Origin of the sequence: Mycobacterium sp. OAE908, from assembly GCF_017872775.1 — a bacterium.
Taxonomy (GTDB): Bacteria; Actinomycetota; Actinomycetes; order Mycobacteriales; family Mycobacteriaceae; genus Mycobacterium.
The window spans coordinates 3,188,524-3,209,768 of sequence record NZ_JAGGJL010000001.1 but is presented as its reverse complement, the minus strand read 5'-3'; the positions used below and the strand labels follow the sequence as shown (position 1 = coordinate 3,209,768).

General features: G+C 65.5%; 27 protein-coding genes. 4 read left to right on the top strand and 23 right to left on the bottom strand.

The window, feature by feature from the left end; translation table 11 throughout:
- The first annotated feature begins 7 nt into the window (after positions 1-7).
- Positions 8-154: a hypothetical protein gene (locus tag J3E61_RS15715; protein WP_192722063.1), complete on the top strand. Its 147-nt coding sequence runs from the start codon at positions 8-10 to the stop codon at positions 152-154.
- 48 nt (positions 155-202) lie between these two features.
- Here J3E61_RS15715 and rpsQ read toward each other — a convergent pair whose 3' ends face one another.
- The 15 genes from rpsQ to J3E61_RS15640 all read right to left on the bottom strand — a co-directional run bounded on the left by rpsQ (position 203) and on the right by J3E61_RS15640 (position 10,417).
- Positions 203-499 (bottom strand): 30S ribosomal protein S17, encoded by a 297-nt coding sequence (gene rpsQ, locus J3E61_RS15710; RefSeq protein WP_192722064.1) that lies wholly within the window; start codon positions 497-499, stop codon positions 203-205.
- Positions 500-501: 2 nt separating this feature from the next.
- The gene (locus J3E61_RS15705) at positions 502-735 is read right to left on the bottom strand and encodes a 50S ribosomal protein L29 (protein ID WP_192722065.1); all 234 of its coding nucleotides are present in this window, start codon (positions 733-735) and stop codon (positions 502-504) included.
- On the bottom strand, positions 735-1,151 hold the full coding sequence (rplP, locus tag J3E61_RS15700) for a 50S ribosomal protein L16 (RefSeq protein ID WP_067804081.1): 417 nt from the start codon (positions 1,149-1,151) through the stop codon (positions 735-737). Before rplP ends, J3E61_RS15705 begins: the two co-directional genes overlap by 1 nt.
- Before the next feature lie 2 nt (positions 1,152-1,153).
- Positions 1,154-2,011, bottom strand: coding sequence for a 30S ribosomal protein S3 (rpsC, locus tag J3E61_RS15695; protein WP_192722066.1), 858 nt, complete (start codon positions 2,009-2,011; stop codon positions 1,154-1,156).
- On the bottom strand, positions 2,011-2,583 hold the full coding sequence (gene rplV / locus J3E61_RS15690) for a 50S ribosomal protein L22 (protein WP_192722067.1): 573 nt from the start codon (positions 2,581-2,583) through the stop codon (positions 2,011-2,013). The genes rpsC and rplV overlap by 1 nt, the downstream gene beginning before the upstream one ends.
- Positions 2,580-2,861: a 30S ribosomal protein S19 gene (gene rpsS / locus J3E61_RS15685; RefSeq protein WP_010908582.1), complete on the bottom strand. Its 282-nt coding sequence runs from the start codon at positions 2,859-2,861 to the stop codon at positions 2,580-2,582. The genes rplV and rpsS overlap by 4 nt, the downstream gene beginning before the upstream one ends.
- Before the next feature lie 21 nt (positions 2,862-2,882).
- Complete coding sequence (gene rplB / locus J3E61_RS15680) at positions 2,883-3,725, bottom strand: 50S ribosomal protein L2 (RefSeq protein ID WP_192722068.1); 843 nt, start codon at positions 3,723-3,725, stop codon at positions 2,883-2,885.
- A 32-nt stretch (positions 3,726-3,757) separates the two neighbouring features.
- Positions 3,758-4,060 (bottom strand): 50S ribosomal protein L23, encoded by a 303-nt coding sequence (gene rplW, locus J3E61_RS15675; protein ID WP_192722069.1) that lies wholly within the window; start codon positions 4,058-4,060, stop codon positions 3,758-3,760.
- Positions 4,061-4,747 (bottom strand): 50S ribosomal protein L4, encoded by a 687-nt coding sequence (rplD, locus tag J3E61_RS15670; RefSeq protein ID WP_210084172.1) that lies wholly within the window; start codon positions 4,745-4,747, stop codon positions 4,061-4,063.
- Positions 4,747-5,400, bottom strand: a complete 654-nt coding sequence (rplC, locus tag J3E61_RS15665; protein ID WP_192722071.1) for a 50S ribosomal protein L3 — start codon at positions 5,398-5,400, stop codon at positions 4,747-4,749. The genes rplD and rplC overlap by 1 nt, the downstream gene beginning before the upstream one ends.
- A 28-nt stretch (positions 5,401-5,428) precedes the next feature.
- On the bottom strand, positions 5,429-5,734 hold the full coding sequence (rpsJ, locus tag J3E61_RS15660) for a 30S ribosomal protein S10 (protein ID WP_003883485.1): 306 nt from the start codon (positions 5,732-5,734) through the stop codon (positions 5,429-5,431).
- Positions 5,735-6,122: 388 nt separating this feature from the next.
- Complete coding sequence (locus J3E61_RS15655) at positions 6,123-6,476, bottom strand: nuclear transport factor 2 family protein (protein ID WP_192722072.1); 354 nt, start codon at positions 6,474-6,476, stop codon at positions 6,123-6,125.
- A gap of 57 nt (positions 6,477-6,533) precedes the next feature.
- A complete protein-coding gene (locus J3E61_RS15650) occupies positions 6,534-8,447 on the bottom strand; it encodes a M48 family metalloprotease (RefSeq protein WP_210084171.1) in 1,914 nt (637 codons plus the stop codon).
- A 27-nt stretch (positions 8,448-8,474) separates the two neighbouring features.
- Positions 8,475-8,834, bottom strand: coding sequence for a nuclear transport factor 2 family protein (locus J3E61_RS15645; protein ID WP_192722074.1), 360 nt, complete (start codon positions 8,832-8,834; stop codon positions 8,475-8,477).
- A gap of 5 nt (positions 8,835-8,839) precedes the next feature.
- Positions 8,840-10,417 (bottom strand): carboxylesterase family protein, encoded by a 1,578-nt coding sequence (locus J3E61_RS15640; protein ID WP_210085582.1) that lies wholly within the window; start codon positions 10,415-10,417, stop codon positions 8,840-8,842.
- A 145-nt stretch (positions 10,418-10,562) separates the two neighbouring features.
- Here J3E61_RS15640 and J3E61_RS15635 point away from each other — a divergent pair, with 145 nt between their 5' ends.
- On the top strand, positions 10,563-11,798 hold the full coding sequence (locus tag J3E61_RS15635) for a cytochrome P450 (protein ID WP_210085583.1): 1,236 nt from the start codon (positions 10,563-10,565) through the stop codon (positions 11,796-11,798).
- Here the strand turns inward: J3E61_RS15635 and J3E61_RS15630 are convergent.
- Positions 11,791-12,417 carry a helix-turn-helix transcriptional regulator gene (locus J3E61_RS15630; protein ID WP_210084170.1) on the bottom strand — a complete coding sequence of 209 codons (627 nt, stop codon included), beginning with the start codon at positions 12,415-12,417 and terminating at the stop codon, positions 11,791-11,793. The two genes, J3E61_RS15635 and J3E61_RS15630, sit on opposite strands and share 8 nt — an antisense overlap.
- A gap of 93 nt (positions 12,418-12,510) precedes the next feature.
- On the opposite strand from J3E61_RS15630, the gene J3E61_RS15625 reads away from it, so the two are divergent.
- Positions 12,511-14,169, top strand: coding sequence for an MFS transporter (locus tag J3E61_RS15625; RefSeq protein ID WP_210084169.1), 1,659 nt, complete (start codon positions 12,511-12,513; stop codon positions 14,167-14,169).
- Here J3E61_RS15625 and mftG read toward each other — a convergent pair.
- The 7 genes from mftG to mftA all read right to left on the bottom strand — a co-directional run bounded on the left by mftG (position 14,062) and on the right by mftA (position 20,528).
- Positions 14,062-15,489, bottom strand: a complete 1,428-nt coding sequence (mftG, locus tag J3E61_RS15620) for a mycofactocin system GMC family oxidoreductase MftG (RefSeq protein ID WP_210084168.1) — start codon at positions 15,487-15,489, stop codon at positions 14,062-14,064. The two genes, J3E61_RS15625 and mftG, sit on opposite strands and share 108 nt — an antisense overlap.
- Positions 15,490-15,496: 7 nt before the next feature.
- Entirely contained in the window at positions 15,497-16,909 is a 1,413-nt protein-coding gene (gene mftF / locus J3E61_RS15615) for a mycofactocin biosynthesis glycosyltransferase MftF (protein WP_210084167.1), read from the bottom strand.
- Entirely contained in the window at positions 16,906-17,649 is a 744-nt protein-coding gene (mftE, locus tag J3E61_RS15610; protein ID WP_210084166.1) for a mycofactocin biosynthesis peptidyl-dipeptidase MftE, read from the bottom strand. Before mftE ends, mftF begins: the two co-directional genes overlap by 4 nt.
- A 133-nt stretch (positions 17,650-17,782) precedes the next feature.
- Complete coding sequence (mftD, locus tag J3E61_RS15605) at positions 17,783-18,976, bottom strand: mycofactocin biosynthesis FMN-dependent deaminase MftD (protein ID WP_210084165.1); 1,194 nt, start codon at positions 18,974-18,976, stop codon at positions 17,783-17,785.
- Positions 18,977-18,979: 3 nt separating this feature from the next.
- Positions 18,980-20,149: a mycofactocin radical SAM maturase gene (gene mftC / locus J3E61_RS15600; RefSeq protein ID WP_192722081.1), complete on the bottom strand. Its 1,170-nt coding sequence runs from the start codon at positions 20,147-20,149 to the stop codon at positions 18,980-18,982.
- Complete coding sequence (gene mftB / locus J3E61_RS15595; protein WP_210084164.1) at positions 20,146-20,451, bottom strand: mycofactocin biosynthesis chaperone MftB; 306 nt, start codon at positions 20,449-20,451, stop codon at positions 20,146-20,148. The genes mftC and mftB overlap by 4 nt, the downstream gene beginning before the upstream one ends.
- Positions 20,436-20,528 carry a mycofactocin precursor gene (gene mftA, locus J3E61_RS15590; RefSeq protein WP_192722083.1) on the bottom strand — a complete coding sequence of 31 codons (93 nt, stop codon included), beginning with the start codon at positions 20,526-20,528 and terminating at the stop codon, positions 20,436-20,438. Before mftA ends, mftB begins: the two co-directional genes overlap by 16 nt.
- Before the next feature lie 88 nt (positions 20,529-20,616).
- On the opposite strand from mftA, the gene mftR reads away from it, so the two are divergent.
- Complete coding sequence (mftR, locus tag J3E61_RS15585; RefSeq protein ID WP_192722476.1) at positions 20,617-21,240, top strand: mycofactocin system transcriptional regulator; 624 nt, start codon at positions 20,617-20,619, stop codon at positions 21,238-21,240.
- The last annotated feature ends 5 nt before the right edge of the window (positions 21,241-21,245 follow it).

The following is a 21,245-nucleotide window of genomic DNA, read 5'->3' as shown; positions in this document are numbered from 1 at the left end:
GTGCGCAATGAGTATCGACATGACCATGCGCGTGGTTTTGCTCGGCGGTTTGGCCGCACTCATTTTCATCGCGCTCGCCATGGGGCAGGACACCTATGAGCGGCCGCACGTCCCCCGTCCCCGGCAACACAGCGACGAATCGCACGACGCCTGACGACAAAAGCCCCCGGTTGAAACCGGGGGCTGGTGTCGCGCTGAAAAACTACTTGGCCTTCTCGAGCACCTCGACGAGGCGCCAGCGCTTGGTCGCCGACAGCGGTCGGGTCTCCATCAGCGAAACGCGGTCGCCGACACCGGCGTCGCCGTTCTCGTCGTGCGCCTTGACCTTCGAGGTGGTGCGGATGATCTTGCCGTAGAGCGGATGGCTCTTACGGTCTTCCAGCTCGACCACGATGGTCTTCTGCATCTTGTCCGACACCACGTAGCCGATGGCCGTCTTGCGACGACCGCGCGGCTTGTCCTGGCGCGGAGTGTGCTTGGGGCCCTTGGTTTCTGCCATTTTTACGATTCCTCACCAGCGGGCCCGGAAGCCAGGCCCAATTCACGTTCGCGCAGCACTGTGTACACACGCGCAATTTCCTGTCGCACCGTACGAAGCCGACGGTTGTTGGCGAGCTGTCCGGTCGCCATCTGGAAGCGCAGATTGAACAGCTCTTCCTTCGACTCGCGCAGCTTGTCCTTCAATTCGTCGTCGGTCAGCTCGCGAAGGTCGCCAGGAGTCACTCCCACTGCCATCAGAAATGATCCTCTCGGGTCACGATGCGTGCCTTGATCGGCAACTTGTGGATCGCGCGCGTCAGTGCGTCGCGCGCGGTCTTCTCATCGGGGTAGCTCAGCTCGAACAGCACACGGCCGGGCTTCACGTTGGCGACCCACCACTCCGGCGAACCCTTACCGGACCCCATGCGGGTTTCGGCGGGCTTCTTGGTCAGCGGACGGTCCGGGAAGATGTTGATCCACACCTTGCCGCCACGCTTGATGTGCCGGTTGATGGCGATACGAGCGGACTCGATCTGCCGGTTGGTGATGTAGGCATGCTCCAGCGCCTGGATGCCGTAGTCACCGAAGCTCACCGACGTACCGCCGCTGGCGATGCCACGTTGCCGTGGGTGGTGTTGCTTACGGTGCTTGACCTTGCGGGGAATCAACATGATCAGCTCTCCGTATTCTCCGTGGCCGGTGCTTGTGCAGCAGCAGCCTCGGTTGCGCCCGTCGCCTCGGCGACTGCAGGCGCATCTTCGGTGCCCGTGGCGGCGCGGCCGGCCTCGGTGCTCGTCGCGGTGGTGCCCGACGCGCCGCTACGACGCGGGCGGGTGCCCGAAGGACGCTCGCGGCGGGGACGATCGGCACCCGAAGGAACCGTCGCGGTCGCCTCGCGCTTACCACCGACGATGTCGCCCTTGTAGATCCACACCTTCACGCCGATGCGGCCGAAGGTCGTCTTGGCCTCGTACAGGCCGTAGTCGATGTCGGCGCGCAGCGTGTGCAGCGGCACCCGGCCCTCGCGGTAGAACTCCGAGCGGCTCATCTCGGCGCCGCCGAGGCGGCCCGAGCACTGCACCCGGATGCCCTTGACGTTGGGCTGACGCATGGCCGACTGGATCGCCTTGCGCATCGCGCGACGGAACGCCACGCGATTCGAAAGCTGTTCTGCCACACCCTGAGCCACCAACTGCGCCTGCGACTCGGGGTTCTTCACCTCGAGGATGTTCAGCTGCACCTGCTTGCCGGTCAGCTTCTCCAGGTCGGCGCGGATACGGTCAGCCTCGGTGCCACGGCGGCCGATGACGATGCCGGGACGCGCGGTGTGGATGTCAACGCGAACCCGGTCACGGGTGCGCTCGATCTCCACGTCGGCGATGCCGGCGCGCTCCAGACCGGTGGCCAGCAGCCGACGGATCGCCACGTCTTCCTTGACGTAGTCCTTGTACTGCTTGTCGGCGTACCACCGGGACTTCCAGTCGGTGGTGATACCGAGGCGGAAGCCGTGGGGATTGATTTTCTGGCCCACTACTCTGAGCCCTCCTTCGCGTCAGACGCTTCGGCAGTCTTCTTCGCGGCCGCCTTCTTGGCGGGCGCCTTCTTCGCGGCTCCGGAAGCCTTCTTGGCCGGAGCCCCGGCGGCAGCCTTGGACGCCGGTGCCTTCTTGGCCGCGGCGGCCTTGCTGCCCTGGGCACGGCGGGCGCGCGCTGCGCTGGCCGACCGACCGGCGCTGCGCTCGTCGCGTGACGGGCGGCTTTCCACGATCACCGTGATGTGACTGGTGCGCTTGCGGATTCGGAACGCACGCCCCTGGGCGCGCGGCCGGATGCGCTTGGCGGTCGGGCCACCGTCGGCGTAGATCGTCGCAACCACGAGGGTGGACGGATCCAGGCCCTCGTTGTTCTGCGCGTTGGCCGCGGCACTGGCGATCACCTTGGCGACCGGCTCGCTGGCCTCCTGCGGTGCCCACCGCAGAATGTCGAGCGCCTCGGTCACCGACTTGCCGCGCACCAGATCGATGACGCGGCGTGCCTTCGTCGGCGACATACGCACGAAGCGCGCCACCGCGGTCGCGGACGGATATTCAGTAACAGTGGTCATCGCCGTTTGGCCTTCCGGTCATCCTTGATATGACCCTTGAATGTGCGCGTCGGCGCGAACTCGCCGAGCTTGTGCCCGACCATCGCCTCGGTGACGAACACCGGGACATGCTTGCGGCCGTCGTGGACCGCGAAGGTGTGCCCGATGAAGTCGGGGATGATGGTCGAACGCCGCGACCAGGTCTTGATGACCTGCTTGGTGTTCTTCTCGTTCTGGACGTCGACCTTCTTGAGCAGATGGTCGTCGACGAACGGACCCTTCTTAAGGCTGCGTGGCATATTCCTGTCCCTGGCTAACTCTTACCGGTGGTGCTTCTTGCCGGTGCGCCGGCGTCGGACGATGAGCTTGTCGCTTGGCTTGTTCGCCTTGCGGGTACGGCCCTCTGGCTTGCCCCACGGGCTGACCGGGTGACGGCCGCCGGAGGTCTTACCCTCGCCACCGCCGTGCGGGTGGTCGACCGGGTTCATCACGACACCACGGACGGTGGGGCGCTTGCCCTTCCACCGCATACGGCCGGCCTTGCCCCAGTTGATGTTGGCCTGCTCGGCATTGCCGACCTCGCCGACGGTGGCGCGGCAGCGCACGTCGACGCGACGGATCTCACCGGACGGCATACGCAGCGAGGCGTAGGTGCCTTCCTTACCCAGCAGCTGGATGCTCGCGCCGGCGGAGCGCGCCATCTTCGCGCCGCCGCCGGGCCGCAGCTCCACAGCGTGGATCACGGTGCCCGACGGGATGTTGCGCAGCGGCAGGTTGTTGCCGGGCTTGATGTCGGCGTTGGCGCCCGACTCAACGATGTCACCCTGCGAAAGTCCCTGCGGCGCAATGATGTAGCGCTTCTCGCCGTCGAGGTAGTGCAGCAGCGCGATGTTCGCAGTGCGGTTGGGGTCGTACTCGATGTGCGCGACCTTGGCGTTGACGCCGTCCTTGTCGTGGCGACGGAAGTCGATCACGCGGTACGCACGCTTGTGGCCGCCGCCCTTGTGCCGGGTGGTGATCCGACCGTGCGCGTTGCGACCGCCCTTGCCGTGCAGCGGACGAACCAGCGACTTCTCCGGGTGATCGCGAGTGATCTCGGCGAAATCGGAGACGCTGGCACCGCGACGACCCGGGGTCGTCGGCTTGTACTTGCGAATTCCCATGATTGGTTAGGTCTCTCTGCGTTATCCGCCGGCTAGGCCGGAGCTCCGAACAAATCGATCGGCTTGCTACCCGCGGCCAGCGTGACGATGGCGCGCTTGGTGTTCTTGCGCTTACCGAAGCCGGCGCGGGTGCGCTTGCGCTTGCCCTGCCGGTTGAGGGTGTTCACCGACGCGACCTCGACCTTGAAGATCTTCTCGATCGCGATCTTGATCTGCGTCTTGTTCGAGTCGGGGTGCACGACGAACGTGTACACGTTGTCCTCGATCAGCCCGTAGGACTTCTCGGAGATAACCGGGGACAGGATGATGTCGCGGGGATCAGTCACGGTTGCCATCTACGCCGACACCTCCACAGTGCTGTCTTCGGTCTTGGTGCTGGCGCTGATGTAGTTGTTCAGCGCCTCGACGCTGAACACCACGTCGTCGGCCTTCAGCACGTCGTAGCTGTTGAGTTGGTCCGGCGAGAGGATGTGCACACCGGGCAGGTTGCGCGCGCTCAGTGCACTGGTCTCATCGGCACGCCCGATCACAACCAACACCTTGTTGTTTTCGGCCGTGCGCTCGCCCGTCAGCGTGGCCAGGAACGCCTTGGCGCTCTTGGTCGACGGAGCCTGACCCTCCACCAACTCGGTGATGGCGTGGATGCGGCCGTTGCGTGCCCGGTCCGACAGCGCCCCGCGCAGGGCGGCGGCGATCATCTTCTTGGGCGTGCGCTGGCTGTAGTCGCGCGGCTGCGGGCCGTGGACGGTGCCACCGCCGGTGAACTGCGGAGCACGCGTCGAACCCTGACGGGCACGACCAGTTCCCTTCTGGCGGTAGGGCTTCTTGCCGCCGCCGCGGACCTCGCCGCGTGTCTTGGTCGCGTGCGTGCCCTGCCGCTTGGCGGCCAGTTGCGCCTCGACAACCTGATGCATCAGCGCGATGTTCGGCTCGACGTCGAACAGCTCGGCGGGCAGCTCGACAGAGCCGTCCTTCTTGCCGGCCGGGGTGTGGACGTCGATCTTAAGAGTCTTGGCAGCCATTACTTCTCGCCTCGCTTGATTGCGCTGCGGACCGCTACGAGTCCGCCGTTGCGTCCGGGAATCGCACCCTTGATCAACAGCACGCCGTTCTCGGCATCGACCTTGTGTACCAACAGGTTCTGCGTCGTCACGCGGTCGTTGCCCATCCGGCCCGACATGCGCGTGCCCTTGAACACCCGGCCCGGGGTGGCGCAGCCACCGATGGATCCGGGACGACGGTGCACGGCCTGGGCGCCGTGGCTGGCGCCCTGGCCCTTGAAGCCGTGGCGCTTCATGGTGCCCGCGAAGCCCTTGCCTTTGGAGGTGCCGGTTACGTCGACAAAGGCGCCGTCGGTGAAGATCTCGGCGGTCAGCTCCTGACCGACCTCGTACTCCGCGGCGGCAGCCTCGTCGTCGAGACGAAACTCGGCGATGTGACGGCGCGGGTTGACGCCCGCCGCGGCGTACTGACCGGACAGGGGCTTGTTGACCTTGCGGGGGCTGATCTCGCCGTAGGCGAGTTGCACCGCGCTGTAGCCGTCGCGCTCCGGCGTGCGGATCATCGTCACGACATTGGGACCGGCCTTGACGACCGTCACCGGCACGACCTTGTTGTTCTCGTCGAACACCTGCGTCATGCCCAGCTTGGTGCCCAGAATGCTCTTTCTAGCCATTTCTCTTGGGATCTCCTACTGGAATGACTTATTGGATATTGACGTCGACACTGGCCGGCAGATCGATGCGCATCAGGGCGTCAACGGTCTTCGGCGTCGGGTCGAGGATGTCGATCAGTCGCTTGTGCGTACGCATCTCGAAGTGCTCCCGCGAGTCCTTGTACTTATGCGGGGACCGGATGACGCAGTACACGTTCTTCTCAGTCGGCAGCGGCACAGGGCCAACCACGCTGGCGCCGGTACGGGTGACCGTCTCAACGATCTTGCGTGCCGAGGCGTCAATTGCCTCGTGGTCGTAGGCCTTGAGCCTGATGCGGATCTTCTGTCCCGCCACGCTTCTCCTACCTCACTACTACTGGGCCCCTTCCGGGGCCGCTTCCGTCCGGCGCACTCGCCGGCTGAGCCGGCGATTTAGCTTTGCGCTGGTATGCCGCCGCTGTTTATCTGTCTGTGGTTCACCGATCCCCGCGGTCGGGCGTGTCGCCCTCACGCACACTCAGCCGCGGCGGAAATCGTCGCGATCGAGGTGGGGACCGGATGCGCCCGTTCGGGCGCTGGTCGTATGCCCCGGCCAGGCGCGAACCCGGCTCAAGGCAACCCGAACAGTATGCCTTAGATGCCGGCCTCATCCAAATCTCTGGCCATGGGCAACCGTCGGCGACCTTACTCCAGAGTAAGGTAGCCACTCGCGGCGGCTCCGACCACCACTTATCGGCGTTGCGCTACGAGGTACTGACGGGTGTGAAGTACTCGCGCCATGCGGTGATCTTTTGATCCTTGACCTCGTAGGCACCCATCACCGGCCAATGCATCTCTTTCCCGTCCACGATCCAGTGGTCGTCGCGCTCCATCAACACGACATCGCCGTCGACTGCGACGTAGAGGATCTTCAGGTCGACGCACGTTCCGCGAGAGAAGTAGGCCTCCATCGTCTTGCGAATCGCGTCGCGACCGGAAACCGGCGGATACGGGCCGACATAAAGCGTCAGATCGTCAGCGAAGTGGCTCATCACTTCGTCGACATCGTTGCGGCCCCATGCGGCTAACTCGGCGCGAACAATTTCCTCGGCGCTCACGATCCCCCCAATCGAGAAGTCAGACGCACTGGAGCGTAGCTCGCGTGCTCATTGAGGTCAGGGTTCGACCGTGTACCGGTCGCCGAGGTAGTGGGTGAGCACCGGCCATATCTGACCCTGGCCGTGTGCGGTGAAGAACCAACGCACGGTTGTGGTCGAGCCGTCGGTGGCCTCGATTCGCACGCGGCGCGCGAACCGGCCGTCGCGTGCCACGGCCGAGGTGATCTCGCCCCACCGAAAGTGCCGGGCTCCCTCGGCGAGCACTTGAGCCGGTTCCCGATTGAGCAGCCTCTTGGCGTAAACGCGCCCCTCGTTGCGAAAACTCTGCGCCGCAAACGACGCCGCCCAGCGATCCTCGAGGCGCGGTTTACAGATCAGTACGCCACTGTCGGCGATACCGAGGACGCGGCACCGGGAGAAGCGGGAAATCTTGACCGGTGCGAGTACGCCGAACCATTGAGTCGGCTCGGCAGGCGGCTGTTCGTCTTCCTGCTCGACGGGAGGAAACTCGATGTCGCGACGAACCTGATGGTTGTCGAGCCAGGTTTCAAACGCGGCTACTGCATCGTCGTCCGCGCCGAGCGCCTCGTAGGCGGGAGTCCATGGATCGAGCGATTCGCCGCTTTCGTCGACAAGCCGCGGCGGGCCGTTCCAGTCCAGCACATAGCGAGCGGAGCCCTGCTCGAGGAGACTGTGCGCGATCACATCCCCCAACGCCGTTGCGGCGGTGGTCCGCGCGGCCTCGCTCTCGCCGCCGCTTTCGGTTACCGCGCACAGCAGCGCCTGCGTCCGCCCCTCATTGATCGCAGTGATTACCCCACCCAGGGTCGGACTCGAAACTCCATGCTTGGCAGCCGCATTCAACAGAACCCGGGCGTTGTGCTCGGACTTGGCGCTACCGGCCAGTGCCGCTATCTCGTCGAATGTCGTTGCCGCCAGCCCCGACTGGCTGTAGATCACCTCGCCGAACTGAGCGAGGTCGGCTTGCGGGTCGCTGAGCAAGGTCGTGGCGGGGCCGGAAGTGTCTTGCTCTCCACTGGTCCCAATGCGGTCAAAGGCCGCCAATCGCTTGCTGATCGACGGGTGGCTGTCGTAGATCGACTGCGGTGGATCTTCCGGGTTCGCCTTCACCTTGGCCAGCTGGCGCTGTCGCTCCGGGGCCGCCAGGAAGCACCGGAACCCGTCGAACAAGTCGTGCGGTCTGCTGCCTTCAGCCATGCCGGTGTTCACGTACAGCATGAGGAAGTACTCCCACGCCGGATCGAGGGCTGTGCCCTGACGAAGCGCCTCGGCCGCAGTGTCGGCGCCGACAACTTCGGCGCTGAGTTGATCGGCCTCGAACTCCTGGCGGCGGTTGACCGTCTGTGCGACAGCGAGGTAGAGGCGCGCGTACAGCCACAGCGGGATACGTACGACACTGTCGTCGAGTTCGGTGAGGACCTTCGCGATGGCTTCCATGCCGCGGTAGGTGAGTGCTGCCAGCGCCGTGTGACGGGCGCTGTAGTGGCCGAGTTCGTGCGCCAGCACGGAGCGCAGCTGCTCGCGACTGAGACCGACGAGCAGCGGTGCGCCGATGTACATCTTGCGCCGTCCGCCGACGAGTCCCAGCAGTGAGGTCTCTTCTGCGACAGCGGCGTTCGCGCCGGTGACAAGCTGGATCTCGTCGGGAGGCCGCGTACCAGCGAATGCCGCGAGTTCACGTACCTCCCGCCACAACTTCGGCTGTTGCGCCTCGTCGAGGGCGAGGCCAATCTGATCCTGAGCCTTCGCGTCCTGTTGCGAGAACATTGTTCGGCCGACGGCGATCGCCACACCGCCAGCCAGGATCCAGCACACGGCCGCGAGGCCGATGCCCCACGCGGACACCAGCAGGCTGCCCACATACACCAGCGTCATGACGATGCCCAGAGCGACCACATAGAAGCCGACGAGCAGACCGACTGCGAGCAGAGCTTGAACTCTGTACTTCATTTCCCCCCCAGGAAAATCGGTGCCGAATCAACCGTGCAGATACGTCCCGTGGCCCTCGCGCACCAGGCCGTCGGCGTCGAAGGTCAGCACCTCGTTGACCAGTTCGCCGCGGTGGTTGCGGTAGTTGATCACCAGCGTCGACTCACCGCGGTACACGCCGACGATGTCAAAGTGCAGCTCCGGAAAGGCCTTCAGCGCAACCGTCCAGTAGTCGCGCAGCGCTGCCTTGCCTCGCACCACTCCCCCGCTTCCGGGGACGACGCGTGCCGCCACCGGCGACGTGAACAACACATCGTCGCGGAAGTGCGCGAGCACCGCCTCGACATCGTGCGCATTCCATGCCCGCACCCACTGGTCCGCATAACCGTTGGGGTCGGGAGTCGGCATGGCCGTCAGCCTTTCACGCTAGCCCAGAACGCGCACTGGTGGGATTCGTCGTAGTCGGTGATCACTGTGCTCCCACCCGGCTGAAACGACAACCGATTTTTGTCGGCGCCGAATGCAGGCCACTGCCCACCCGGTTCGGTCGTTCGCACGAAATGCGCCCAGTAGTCGATCATTTGGTCAGACAAGACCTGCTGGGCAGGGTTGAGCGGCGGCGCACCGCCCATGTCGAACAGGTAGCGCAGTTCCAGGGAATGGCTTGCGCCGACTGGAAACGGCACTGTGCGCAGCGGATCGGGTGCCGGCGCATCGCGGTCATTGAACTCGTAGGCGTAGACGGACCCTTTGCGCTGCATTGCCTCGGCCATCCGATCCGACGGGCACGAGAACACCCCATCGGTGACCGCCGCCGAATAGGCAAGGGGCGCACCACCGTAACGCTGCAATGGGTAATGGGCCTCGACGGCAGCCGCGTTGGCGCCGAACGTCTCGGCCAGCAGTTGTGGGTACCCCTCGGTGCTGTACTCGGCGTGCCGCAGGTACTGCAGGGCGACGAATAACGTGAATTCGTCGCGGTTGGTGCCGATCAGCACCGGCACGCGCGCCGTGCGGCCTTCGACGGATCCGGCGACCGGATCGACCGGCAGTCGCTTTGTACCGGTGACGGGACCGCTGAGCTTGTCAGCGCCGATGCGGTAGTACCAGACCGGCTCGCGTAGCTTGCCGGACGGCAGGGCGCGCAGGCACTGGGACGCGGATTGCGGTTCGCCACAGCCAAGTTCGGCCGCGTAGTCGAGGCTGGCCTGCTGTGCCTGCGCGAGCGGCAGCTGCGCCTGGCACGGTCCGCTCTGAATGATCGCCGCCCGGAACAGCCCAGCCGATTCCGGCGCAACCAGGTGGTCACATACCGACATGCCACCGGCAGACTCGCCAGCAAGTGTCACCTTGCCCGGATCGCCGCCGAAGTCGGCGATGTTGTCGCGCACCCAGCGCAGCGCAGCCTGCTGATCGGCTAGGCCGTAATTACCGACATCGCCCGCCGACCCCAGCGCCGGATGCGCGAGGAACCCCATCGCGCCCAGCCGGTAGTTGATGGTGACGACGATCATGTCGCCCCGCTCGGCGAGCCACCGCGCGTCGTAGATTCCTCCGCTGCCGTTGATGAACGCGCCACCGTGAATCCACACCATCACCGGCAACGGGCCGCCACCCCGGCCGACGGGCGGTGTCCAAACGTTCAGTGTCAGGCAGTCCTCGTCGGTTTGCCGCCCGAATTCCGGGTCGCCACCGGGATCCTGAAGGCACCGCGGTCCGGGGCGGGTCGCGTCGCGCACCCCTTGCCATGCGGCAGCCGGTGCCGGGGGCTGCCACCTCAGCGGCCCGAGTGGCGGTGCGGCATAAGGGATTCCGGCGAACAGCCGGTGATCGGAGGCGACGACGCCGCGCAGCGCCCCTGCGCTGGTGTGAACCACGGCGGGATCTGAGGGATGCGGCGGAACGGCGGTCTTCGGCGGTTCACCGTCACCGCGGGCGCACCCCACCGCCAGCACCACACTCAAGGCGAGCGTCAGCAGGCGGCGAAGCATTTGGGACGGCACGCCCTTAGAGCCTAGCGGCGTCTGACTCACCCGCCCCTTCCCACAGGTGGCCCGCATCACATAGACTCCAAACTTGACACCCGTCAAGTCCGGGAATACCGGAGGTGAGGAGCCCGAATTGAGCACGCCGACGATGGACGACGCCGCCAAAGTCCTGGCCGATCCCACCGCCTATGCCGACGACGAACGACTGCACGCGGCGCTGACCCATCTGCGGGCGAACAACCCCGTCGCCTGGGTGGACAACCCGCCCTACCGGCCGTTCTGGGCGATCACCAAGCACGCCGACATCATGGCCATCGAACGGGACAACAACCTGTTCCTGTCCGAGCCGCGACCCCTGCTGGCCACCGCCGAGGTCGACGACGTGTTGAAGGCTCAGCAGGAGGCCGGGTTGGGCATCCGCACGCTGATCCACATGGACGATCCCCACCACCGCAAAGTACGGGCGATCGGCGCGGATTGGTTCCGACCGAAGGCCATGCGCGATCTCAAGGTGCGCGTCGACGAACTGGCGAAGCGCTACGTCGATATGATGCGCGACATCGGCCCCGAGTGCGACTTCGTCGAAGCCGTGGCGGTGAACTTTCCTCTCTACGTGATCCTTTCGCTCCTCGGCCTGCCCGAGGAGGACTTCCCTCGCATGATGAAGCTGACGCAGGAGATGTTCGGCGGCGAGGACGAGGAACACCGGCGCGGGGATTCGACCGAGGATCTGCTGGCGGTGCTGGCCGACTTCTTCAACTACTTCTCGGCGTTGACGGCCTCCCGTCGCGCCACCCCGACCGAGGACCTGGCATCAGCAATTGCCAACGGCCGCATCGACGGTGAATACATGTCGGACATGGATACCCTGTCCTACTACGTGATCATTGCCAGTGCCGGCCACGACACGACCAAGGACGCGATCTCCGGTGGCCTGCTCGCATTGATCGAGAACCCGGGTGAACTGGATCGACTGCGCCAGAACATGGATCTGATGCCGACGGCTGTCGAGGAGATGATCCGGTGGGCCACACCGGTCAAGGAGTTCATGCGCACCGCTGCCGAGGACACCGTCGTTCGCGGCGTGCCGATCGCCAAGGGCGAATCCGTCTACCTCGCATACGTTTCAGGTAACCGGGATGAAGAGGTGTTCAACGAACCGTTCCGCTTCGACGTCGGCCGCGATCCGAACCGCCACGTCGCGTTCGGATACGGTGTGCACTTCTGCCTCGGCGCCGCGCTGGCCCGGATGGAGATGAACAGCCTCTTCACCGAACTGATCCCACGGCTGGAATCGATCGAACTGGCCGGTGAGCCGGAGCTGACGGCCACCACATTCGTCGGCGGTCTCAAGCACCTGCCGATCCGCTACTCGCTCAGGTGATCTTGCGCCGCTTCTTGGCGTGGGTGGCCAAGAACCCGTCGACGGCGATCTCGGCGCATCCGCGGTAGTCGAAATCGGCTACGGTGGAAAGTCTTCCGAGGATCAACGGCCCGATCAGCAATGCGATTGCCTGGATGCGGTCGACCTCGCCGAGCTCCGCCACGGCCCGCGGGCTGTCGAAGATGGCGTCGAACGGCGCCGAGTAGAACTGGATGATCTTGGTCCGCAAAGTGCCGACCGCATCCGAATCAGGCTGACGCACTTCGGAATAACTTCCCGCCGCGGGCCCTGAAGCCAGCCAGGTCATCGCGGCGAGCGTCGTTGGCGCCTCGGCGATCGACTCGGCCCACCCCACCACCACAGCGATCAACTGATCCCGCGTCGTGCCTTCTACTGGCGGCATCGGCGCGGGTTGCAACAGACTCGCGAATGCCGCGGCTAGTAGGTCGTTGGCGCTCGGAAAGTGGCGATACAGCGTGGCCCTCGCGACGTTGGCGCTGCGGGTCACCGCGTCGATCGTGACGGCACTCGGCCCACCCGATCGCAACAACGCGGTCGCGGCATCGAGCAGTCGCGCCCGCGACCGGGCCGGCCGCGGATCACTACCGGTTGCCGCCATCCGTTTACACCACCTCCGACGCGGGAACAAGACTACCGGTCTCGCTACGAGACTATTAGTCTCGAAAGTATCCACAAAAGGAGAACGACGCTGATGGTCGACACCCTCGCTCGATCCGATCAGGATATCGAGGGCGGCGTCGCCTCCCTCTCGAAGCGCGCCCGGTTCTGGTTGTTGACTGTCGCTGCGCTCGACGTGCTGCTGGTGATCTCGTCCATGGTGGCGCTGAACGCGGCGCTACCCGACATGGCGGTACAAACCGCCGCCACACAGACACAGCTGACTTGGATCGTCGACGGTTACACCCTGGTGCTGGCGTGCCTGTTGCTCCCTGCAGGAGCGATCGGCGATCGGTACGGCCGCCGCGGCGCACTGCTCGTCGGACTCGCGATCTTCGCCGTCGCTTCCGTTTCACCGACCGTGTTCGACAGCCCGGTTCAGATCATCGTCGCGCGCGCGGTCGCAGGCCTGGGCGCCGCGTTCATCATGCCCGCGACACTGTCGTTGCTGACCGCTGCGTTCCCGCGCTCCGAGCGCAACAAGGCCGTTGGCATCTGGGCAGGCGTCGCAAGCTCAGGAGCGGTAGTCGGGTTCATGGGCGCCGGCCTTCTACTCAAGTACTTCTCCTGGCCGTCCATCTTCTACGGGTTCGCCGCCTCGGCCCTCGTACTGTTCATCGCCACCTGCACGATCTCCTCATCGCGTGACGAGACCGCTACCCCACTGGACTGGCTCGGGGCGGTGCTGATCGGCGGCGCGGTGGCGGTGTTCGTGTTCGGAGTCGTTGAGGCACCGGTACGCGGCTGGACGCACCCCATCGTGTGGGGCTGCATGTCGCTCGGCGTCGTGCTGGCTGTGGTGTTCGCGGTGGTCGAACTGAGGCGTGAACATCCTCTGCTCGACATCCGCCTTTTCGGTAGGCCCGACTTCGCGACCGGCGCGGTGGGCATCACCTGCCTGTTCTTCGCGAATTTCGGATTCTTTTTCGTCTCAATGCAATACATGCAGTTGATCCTCGGCTACAGCCCGCTACAGACTGCCTTCGCGCTCACCCCGTTGGCGGTACCCATCATGGTTCTCGGCGCGACACTGCATCTGTACCTACCGAAGATTGGACTGCGAACAGCAGTCGCGCTCGGTCTGTTTCTGATCGGCGCAGGCCTGTTCTGCATGCGCTACCTCGACGCAGGGTCGGCATACATCGACATGGTCTGGCCGTTCCTGATCGTGAGCACAGGCATCGGCTTATGCGTCGCGCCAACGACTTCGGCGATCATGAACGCGGTTCCCGACGAGAAGCAAGGCGTCGCTTCTGCGGTCAACGACACCACGCGTGAAGTCGGCGCCGCGGTCGGAATCGCCGTCGCCGGATCGGTCCTCGCCGCGCAGTACAACGATGTGCTCCGTCCAGCCCTGGCCGGCTTCCCCGACCAGGTCCGCGAATCGGCCCTCGATTCGCTCGCCCATGCGCTGGCGGTCGCCGACCAGATGGGGCCGCAGGGAACGAGACTGGCGAACCTCGCCGAGTCTGCGTTCATCCAGTCGATGGACTTATCGCTGTTGGTCATCGCCGCCAGCGTGATGGTTGCGTCGGCATTCGTCGCGGTGTGGGCGCCCGGCCGCAACGGAAAACAGTTCGGATTCCTACGCAACGCCGACGAAGTCAGCGGCCCGGTGACCGATCATCACGATGGTGGCATGCGGCCCGCGACTGGTGATGGCGGGAAGCACCGAGCCGTCGACGACCCATAGCCTCTCGACGCCGTGGACTCGACACTCGGTGTCGACGACCGCGTCGGAGTTGACGCCCATCGGGGCCGTCCTCGCAAGGTGCTGCGAGGTTGACCACGAAACGGGACCCACTTGCGCTGTCTCGCCGATCAATTCGCGCGCCAACTCGGCGCCATCGGTCAGCTTGACGACATCGGCCGGCGAAGCGTCGTAGTGGTGTTCGATGATCGGGCCGACGTCAGGGTCAGCAGACGCGAGCGTCACGCTGCCGCGGGACTCGGGCCGCATCAGCGCGATACCGATGTGGGGATGGTCGCCGGGATCGTCGCGCCGGCCACTGACCATCGCGCCGAATCCCGCTGTGTAGGGCCTGATCTCGAGGTCCTCGGTGGTCAGGACCGCCTCCAGCGGAGGCAGTCCGTGGGATTCCGACCAGTTGACCGGCAACACCCATTCGGGATGGTCAACACAGGCCGCGCCGACAGGCAGGTCAGCGAGGACCGGAACGCCTGCCGCCCGTAGTGCACTCTGCGGGCCGATACCCGACAGCATCATCAGATGCGCTGAGCCGATTGCGCCGGCGGACAATACGATTCGATCCGCACTGAGAACCGAAACACCGTCCGGCCCGACGCATTCGACACCGATGGCCGTGTCACCGGCGAACCGCACTCGGGTGACCCTGGTGTTCGTCAGCAGCGTGAGGTTGGTCCGGCCGACTGCGGGCTTCAGATACGCCCCGCCGGGCCCCACCCTTGTTCCGCCGTTGATGTTCAGTGGCACCGCGCCGACTCCCGGCGGCAACGCTCCATCTGAGGTGGCACCGTTGAGGTCATCGATCCACCGGTAGCCGGCCTGCCCTGCGGCCTGCACGAAAGATGCTGTGCAGCCGTCGAATTCGGACACCCGGCGAACCAGAATAGGCCCGTCCGAGCCGTGCACGGGGGTATCGAAGTCGAGATCGGTTTCGATCGCCCGAAAATGCGGCAGAACATCTTCCCATGTCCAGCCCGGCAGACCCCATCCGTTGAAATCCGTTGGCAGCCCGCGACAGAAGTAGCCGCCGTTCACGGCGCCCGACCCGCCGACCACGGCGCCACGCATGATCTGTGCGTGCCGCTTCGGCTCGTCGGTCAGCGTCGTCGGGTAGCGCCGCACCACCGAGCTTGCCGTCCCGATCGGCAACCTCAGCCCGTCGGTGATTTGCGCGAGCACCCGAGGATCCGACGGGGTTGGGCCGGCCTCCACCACCGTCACTTGGCACTGCGGATCGGCGGAAAGGCGTTCGGCCAGAACGGATCCAGCGCTGCCCGCACCGACGATCAGCACGTCGCTATGCAAGGTCGTATCAGGTCCGGATCTGGGGTTTGAGCGCGCCGACGTGCCGTTCGCGCACCACCCCGGTCCACAGGCCGGCACCGTACGCGATGTCGTCGAGCCGCTTCAGCAGTATGTAGGTCAGCAACCCGACTCGCTTGGTGTCGTCGTCGACGTTGCCGTTGCGGGTGATCCAGTCCACCACCCCGTCGACCACGGCTGCCACGAGCACCACCTGGCGACAGCGCCTGGACAAGAGGGCGGCGATCAGGGCGACGGGCCAGTAGTGCCGACAGATCGCGGAGGCCAGCTGCAGGGCCGCCGACCACAGCCCGTGCGCAGCGACGACCGCCACCTCCTTGGGTTCGGTCTCGACCGTGCTCAGCGAATTGGCGATGCGCCGGCCGGTGATGGCCGCGACGATCATCGACGCCAGGTAGCCGATTCCCGAACCCATGGCGAGCAGGATCCACACCACCAACGTCCATCCGGAGATCACCAGGGGCGCGGTCTTGCCGGGATGCCGGATCGACAAGGGAGCGGCCGATTCACCGTAAAAAGACTTGCGCGCGAACCACTCTCGCATTTGGGTGCGATGGTCGTGGGCGACAAGCGCGATGGGTTCGTACCGCAGTCGCGCACCCGCCTCGATGAAGCGCCAACACAGGTCGACGTCCTCACCGGACTTCAGCGTCTCGTCGAAGCCGCCCAGCTCCTTGATCACGGCACGGCGGCAGATGATGGCCGCGCTGGGGACGTAAGACACCGTGCCGTACGGCACGACCGGGGCCTCGCGTAGCCCGAGGTCCAGAGACGAACGCACCGCCTCGTAGCGCGCCACCAGGTTGTCGGCCTGGCGCAACCCGACGATGCGCGGGGCGACCAACGCGACGGCGGGATCGCAGAAGTGTCCGAGCAGCGCCTCGAGCCACCCGCGCCTCGGCACGACGTCGGAATCCAGGAAGGCCACGAAGTCGGTGTTGCACGCCGCCAGCCCGGTGTTGCGCGCAGCGGCAGGCCCCTTGCTGCGCGGGTGGCGCAGGACTTGAATGTCGCAGTGCATGTCGGCGAAGTCGCTCTGCTGCACGGGTGTGGCCGACCCATCGTCGACTACCACGACGCGCATGCCGCGCAGTGTGCCGATCAGACGAAGAAGGCCAGAGAAGTTGTCCCGCACCGGAATAACGACCGTGACATCGCGATGGGACGGTCCACTGGCGGGTCGCGGATGGGCTACCGTCGCGTCAAGCAGGGTGCGCGCGAGCTGTGCGCTGACCGCGTCGTGCACCTCGAGCCTGCCGCCGTTGAGCATGGTCTGCGCAGCGGGCGCCAGCCGCAGCAGCCGGGTCGGCGAACCGCCGAGCAGGGCGGACCCCTCTCCGAGCACCTTCACCCGGCGATCGACCTGAACGGCGAAGCCGTCGGGCAGCCGCGGTCCCGTCATGTCAGCATCCCGTCGCGGTTGGGCGTCCAGGCGACGATACGCCGCAAACAATCCTCGATCATCGCCAGGTAGATCCGCTCCCCGTCTTGGGCCGTTGCCGTCGTCGGATCGCCGAGTACGCCGAGTTCGCTGACGGCGGCCACGCCGCCCTGACGCAACTGTGGCATCAACTGGGACAGCGGCGCACTGTTGCCGGGGAGCAGTTCATCGGTCCAGACGTCTTTCGGCGAAATATGTAGCAATACAGACGTTTCGGTGTGGCCGGCGTGGGCGTCGGCGTCATCCGCCGTGCACGAAACCCAACCCGCGTCGCGGCCCTCGTAGCGAAGCAAAGCCACCGCGGCCGCGAGCGCCTCGACGTTTCCGCCGTGTCCGTTGACGAATACCAATCGCGATGCCCATCGCGAGGCTGACCGGCCGAACTCCACGAGCAACAGCCGCAGCGCTGACGTGCCGATCGACACCGTGCCGGGGAAGCCCTCGTGCTCGCCGCTGGCGCCGTAACCGATCGCGGGCGCCAGGGCCCAGTTGGATTCATTTGCCTCTGCCAGCCGCTCAGCAACCGATGAAGCGACGGCGGTGGCGATCCGGGTATCGGTATCCAGCGGCAGATGCGGTCCGTGCTGTTCGACCGACCCTACCGGGATAATCAACGCTGGCGACGTGCTCTGAAGCTGTCTCGACGTTGAGTTCGCGAGGTCGGCAGGGAAAGCCACCCGCCGATGGTAGGCCGAATTCACCTGGCGTGCGCCAATTGTTGGCGCATGCGCAGCAATTGATTTCCGTGAATTTTCCTCGGCCGCCTCAGCGCAGCCACGCCAGCCCCCTCCGCCACGTCTGTACCAGGATCTTCGGCCCCGCCCGGTTTGCCCGTCAGGAATCGGCGCCTGGGGGCACCCCGAGCGCGCGGGTGAAGCCCGGTGGGACGAGCACGTCGCCGGCAACAAGATCATGGACCGACGCGCGGCCGAGGCCCATCAATGCCGAGTCGATGCCGCCGCGCAGGACGTCGAGTACGTTCTCGACCCCAGCTTGACCGTTGGCCGCCAGGCCCCAGAGGTAGGCCCGGCCGATCATCACCGCGCGCGCGCCGAGCGTGAGCGCCTTCACCACGTCGCTGCCGCGCCGGATGCCGCCGTCCAACAACACCTCGACCTGGTCGCCGACGGCATCGGCGATCACGGGCAGCGCCCTTATTGACGCCGGTGTGCCGTCCAGGTTGTTGCCGCCGTGGTTGGATACCGAGATTGCCGAAACACCGGCATCCACAGCACGTTTCGCGTCATCGACGCGCATAACGCCCTTGAGCATGAACGGCCCGCCCCACAGCTCGCGCAGCCAGGCGATGTCCTCCCACGTGGGTGGAGGCGTGCCCATCCATTCGCCATATGCCTGGAAGAACGGCGGGCCAGTTTCACCGCGCGCCGCCTGGTTCGGCACACAAAGGTCGGGCGGCCGGACGTTCCTGGCCCATTGCATCGAGTAGCGCGGCCGTCTCACGAGCTCTGGCAGCATCGAGACGATCGTGCCAAGGCTCATCTTCTCGGGGATCTTCGGGCTGCCCCAGTCGCGACCGTGCGAGAAGCTCCAATCGGTGGTGACGATGAGCCCGACGGCCCCCGCCTCCCGTGCCCGTTGCACCCGCGCAGCGATCGCGTCACGTCCGCCGAGCCAGTACACCTGAAAGAACAACTTGGGGTTGGCGGCAATGACCTCTTCGATCGGCTTGCTCGCAAACGACGAAAGGCCCATCGCGGTGCCGCGGGCGGCTGCCGCCCTCGCAACCGCGACCTCACCGTCGGGATGTACGGTCTGCACACCGGTAGGTGAAATCACGACCGGTAACGAGATCTCTTGTCCCATAACGGTCGTCGCGAGATCACGCTTCTCGATTGCACCGATGACGTGCGGGGCGAAGCCGAGCTCGCCAAAAGCCTCGACGTTGCCGCTGACCGTCAGCCCCTTCTCGCTGCCCGCGACCAACGCACCATAGACGGACTTGGGCAGCCGCTTCTTCGCGCGCTCCTGCGCGATGGCGACGGTTTCGAACCATTTGTCGCGAGCCATGACCTATACCGGACTTTCATTGCAGGGCCTCGCGGGCGGTTTGGTGAGCAGTTTCAGCATCACGGGAGCAGCGCGGGAATGGTCGACGCTCGACTTCGGCTTCACCCGGTCCCGCGCCAGCGCCGGAGCGCCGTAGCCCTCAACGCATTCGGGGTCGGGCCCGTCGAGCGGCAGGCCCGTGAAGAACTTCGCGGCCATGCAGCCGCCGCGGCAGCTGTCGTAGTGCCCGCAGCTGCCGCACGCCCCGGCCGACTGCGGTTCCCGCAGCTCCCGAAACAGCGGCGCGTTCTTCCACACGTTGTCAAAACCGCCATCGGACAAGATGTTTCCGGCAAGGAAGCGGTCGTGGATGGCGAACGGGCAGGCGTAGACGTCACCGACCGGGTCGATCAGGCACACCACGCGGCCGGCGCCGCACAGGTTGAGCCCGGCCAGCGCGCCCGGCTCGCCAAGGCCCGACAGGTGGAAGAAGGAGTCGCCGGTGAGCACCCGGTCGCCCTTGGCCACCAGCCAGTCGTAGAGCTGGACCTGCTGTTCGGCAGTCGGATGCAGTTCGTCCCATACGTCAGCGCCGCGGCCGGACGGACGCAGCCGGGTGATCCGCAGGGTCGCACCGTAACGCGCTGCGAGAGCGGCGAATTCGTCAAGCTGGTCGACGTTGTGGCGCGTCACCACGACCGAGATCTTGGCATCCTTGAAGCCGGCCGCAGCCAGGTTCTCCAACGCCCGCGTCGCCATCGCGAACGAGCCTGCCCCGCGTACGGCGTCGTTGACCTCGGCGGTCGCACCATCGAGCGAGATCTGCACATCGACGTAATCGCTTGCCGCCAGCCGGTTTGCGACCTCCGGCGTGATGCGGACACCGTTGGTGGAGAACTTCACTCCGACGTGATGTGCCGTCGCGTAGTCGACCAGTTCCCAAAAATCAGGCCGCACAGTCGGTTCGCCGCCGCCGATGTTCACATAAAACACCTGCATGCGCTCGAGCTCGTCGATGATGTCCTTGCACTGCTGCGTCGTCAGTTCGCGAGGGTCGCGCTTGCCCGACGACGACAGGCAGTGCACACACGACAGGTTGCAGGCGTAGGTGAGCTCCCACGTCAGGCAGATCGGCGCGTCGAGCCCGTGCTCGAACTGTTCGACGAGCCGAGGTACCGGAGCCAAAGACGTCATGCTTCTCCCGTCACGAGCATGTTGGACTGGGCGAGCACGCCGAGTGCGTGCAGATACGGCGCCTGTTGCGCGTCGTCGATCCCCGCGGCTCGGCAAGCCGAGCGAGCGTCGGGGTGGTCGCCAATCGAGTTGACCACCTCGACGATCGTCCGGTTTTTCAGGAACGACAGCTTGCGGGTGCCGAAGTGATAGAGCAGCGCACCGAACGGCTCCGGCCGCACCGCCACTTGGCGATGCAGCTGCCAGCTGACATCCGGATCGAACGCCACGACAGGCGACGACACGGTCAGTAGACCCCGCACATCCCGTCGATCGACACCTCTTCGACCAGCGTCTCGGTGACGAGTTCTTCGGCTTCGACCTGCTGGTTCGGCTCCATGAGCAGCACCTTTCGTATGGTTGGGTCTCGACAGTGTGACCGAGGTCGCAATAATATGGCATCCAGTGCCGAAATGGAAGGGGTGGTGATGCGGCCGGTATCCCAGCACCGGGTGGGCCGGCGACGCTCCACGACCACCGACCACATCTCCAACGTCGCGATCGACCTGTTCGCGGCGCGCGGCTTCGACGAGGTCAGCGTCGATGACGTCGCCGAAGCCGTTGGCATCGCCCGTCGCACGCTGTTTCGCTACTACCCGTCCAAGAACGCGCTGCCGTGGGGCGATTTCGACGCACACCTCGACCACATGCGCGATCTGCTCAATGAGCTGGAACCCGACGTACCCGTCAAAGAGGCGCTGCGCACAGCGTTGTTGGCGTTCAACAGCTTCGACGACCAGGAGACCGCACGGCACCGGCAACGCATGCGGGTGATCCTGGAAACCGCTGCACTGCAGGCTTATTCGATGACCATGTACGCCGGCTGGCGCGCGGTTGTCGCCGCTTTCGTGGCGCAACGGCTCGGGGTGAAGGTCGAAGACATCGTGCCGCAGACGGTCGCGTGGACCATGCTCGGCGTCGCGCTGTCGGCCTACGAGAACTGGCTGGCCGACGAGTCGGTGTCCCTCGCTCAGGCGCTTGGCGCCGCGTTCGACACCGTCAGCGATGGGTTAGCCGCACTGGATGTGAAACGGCGCCCGAAAAATTCGTGATTGAG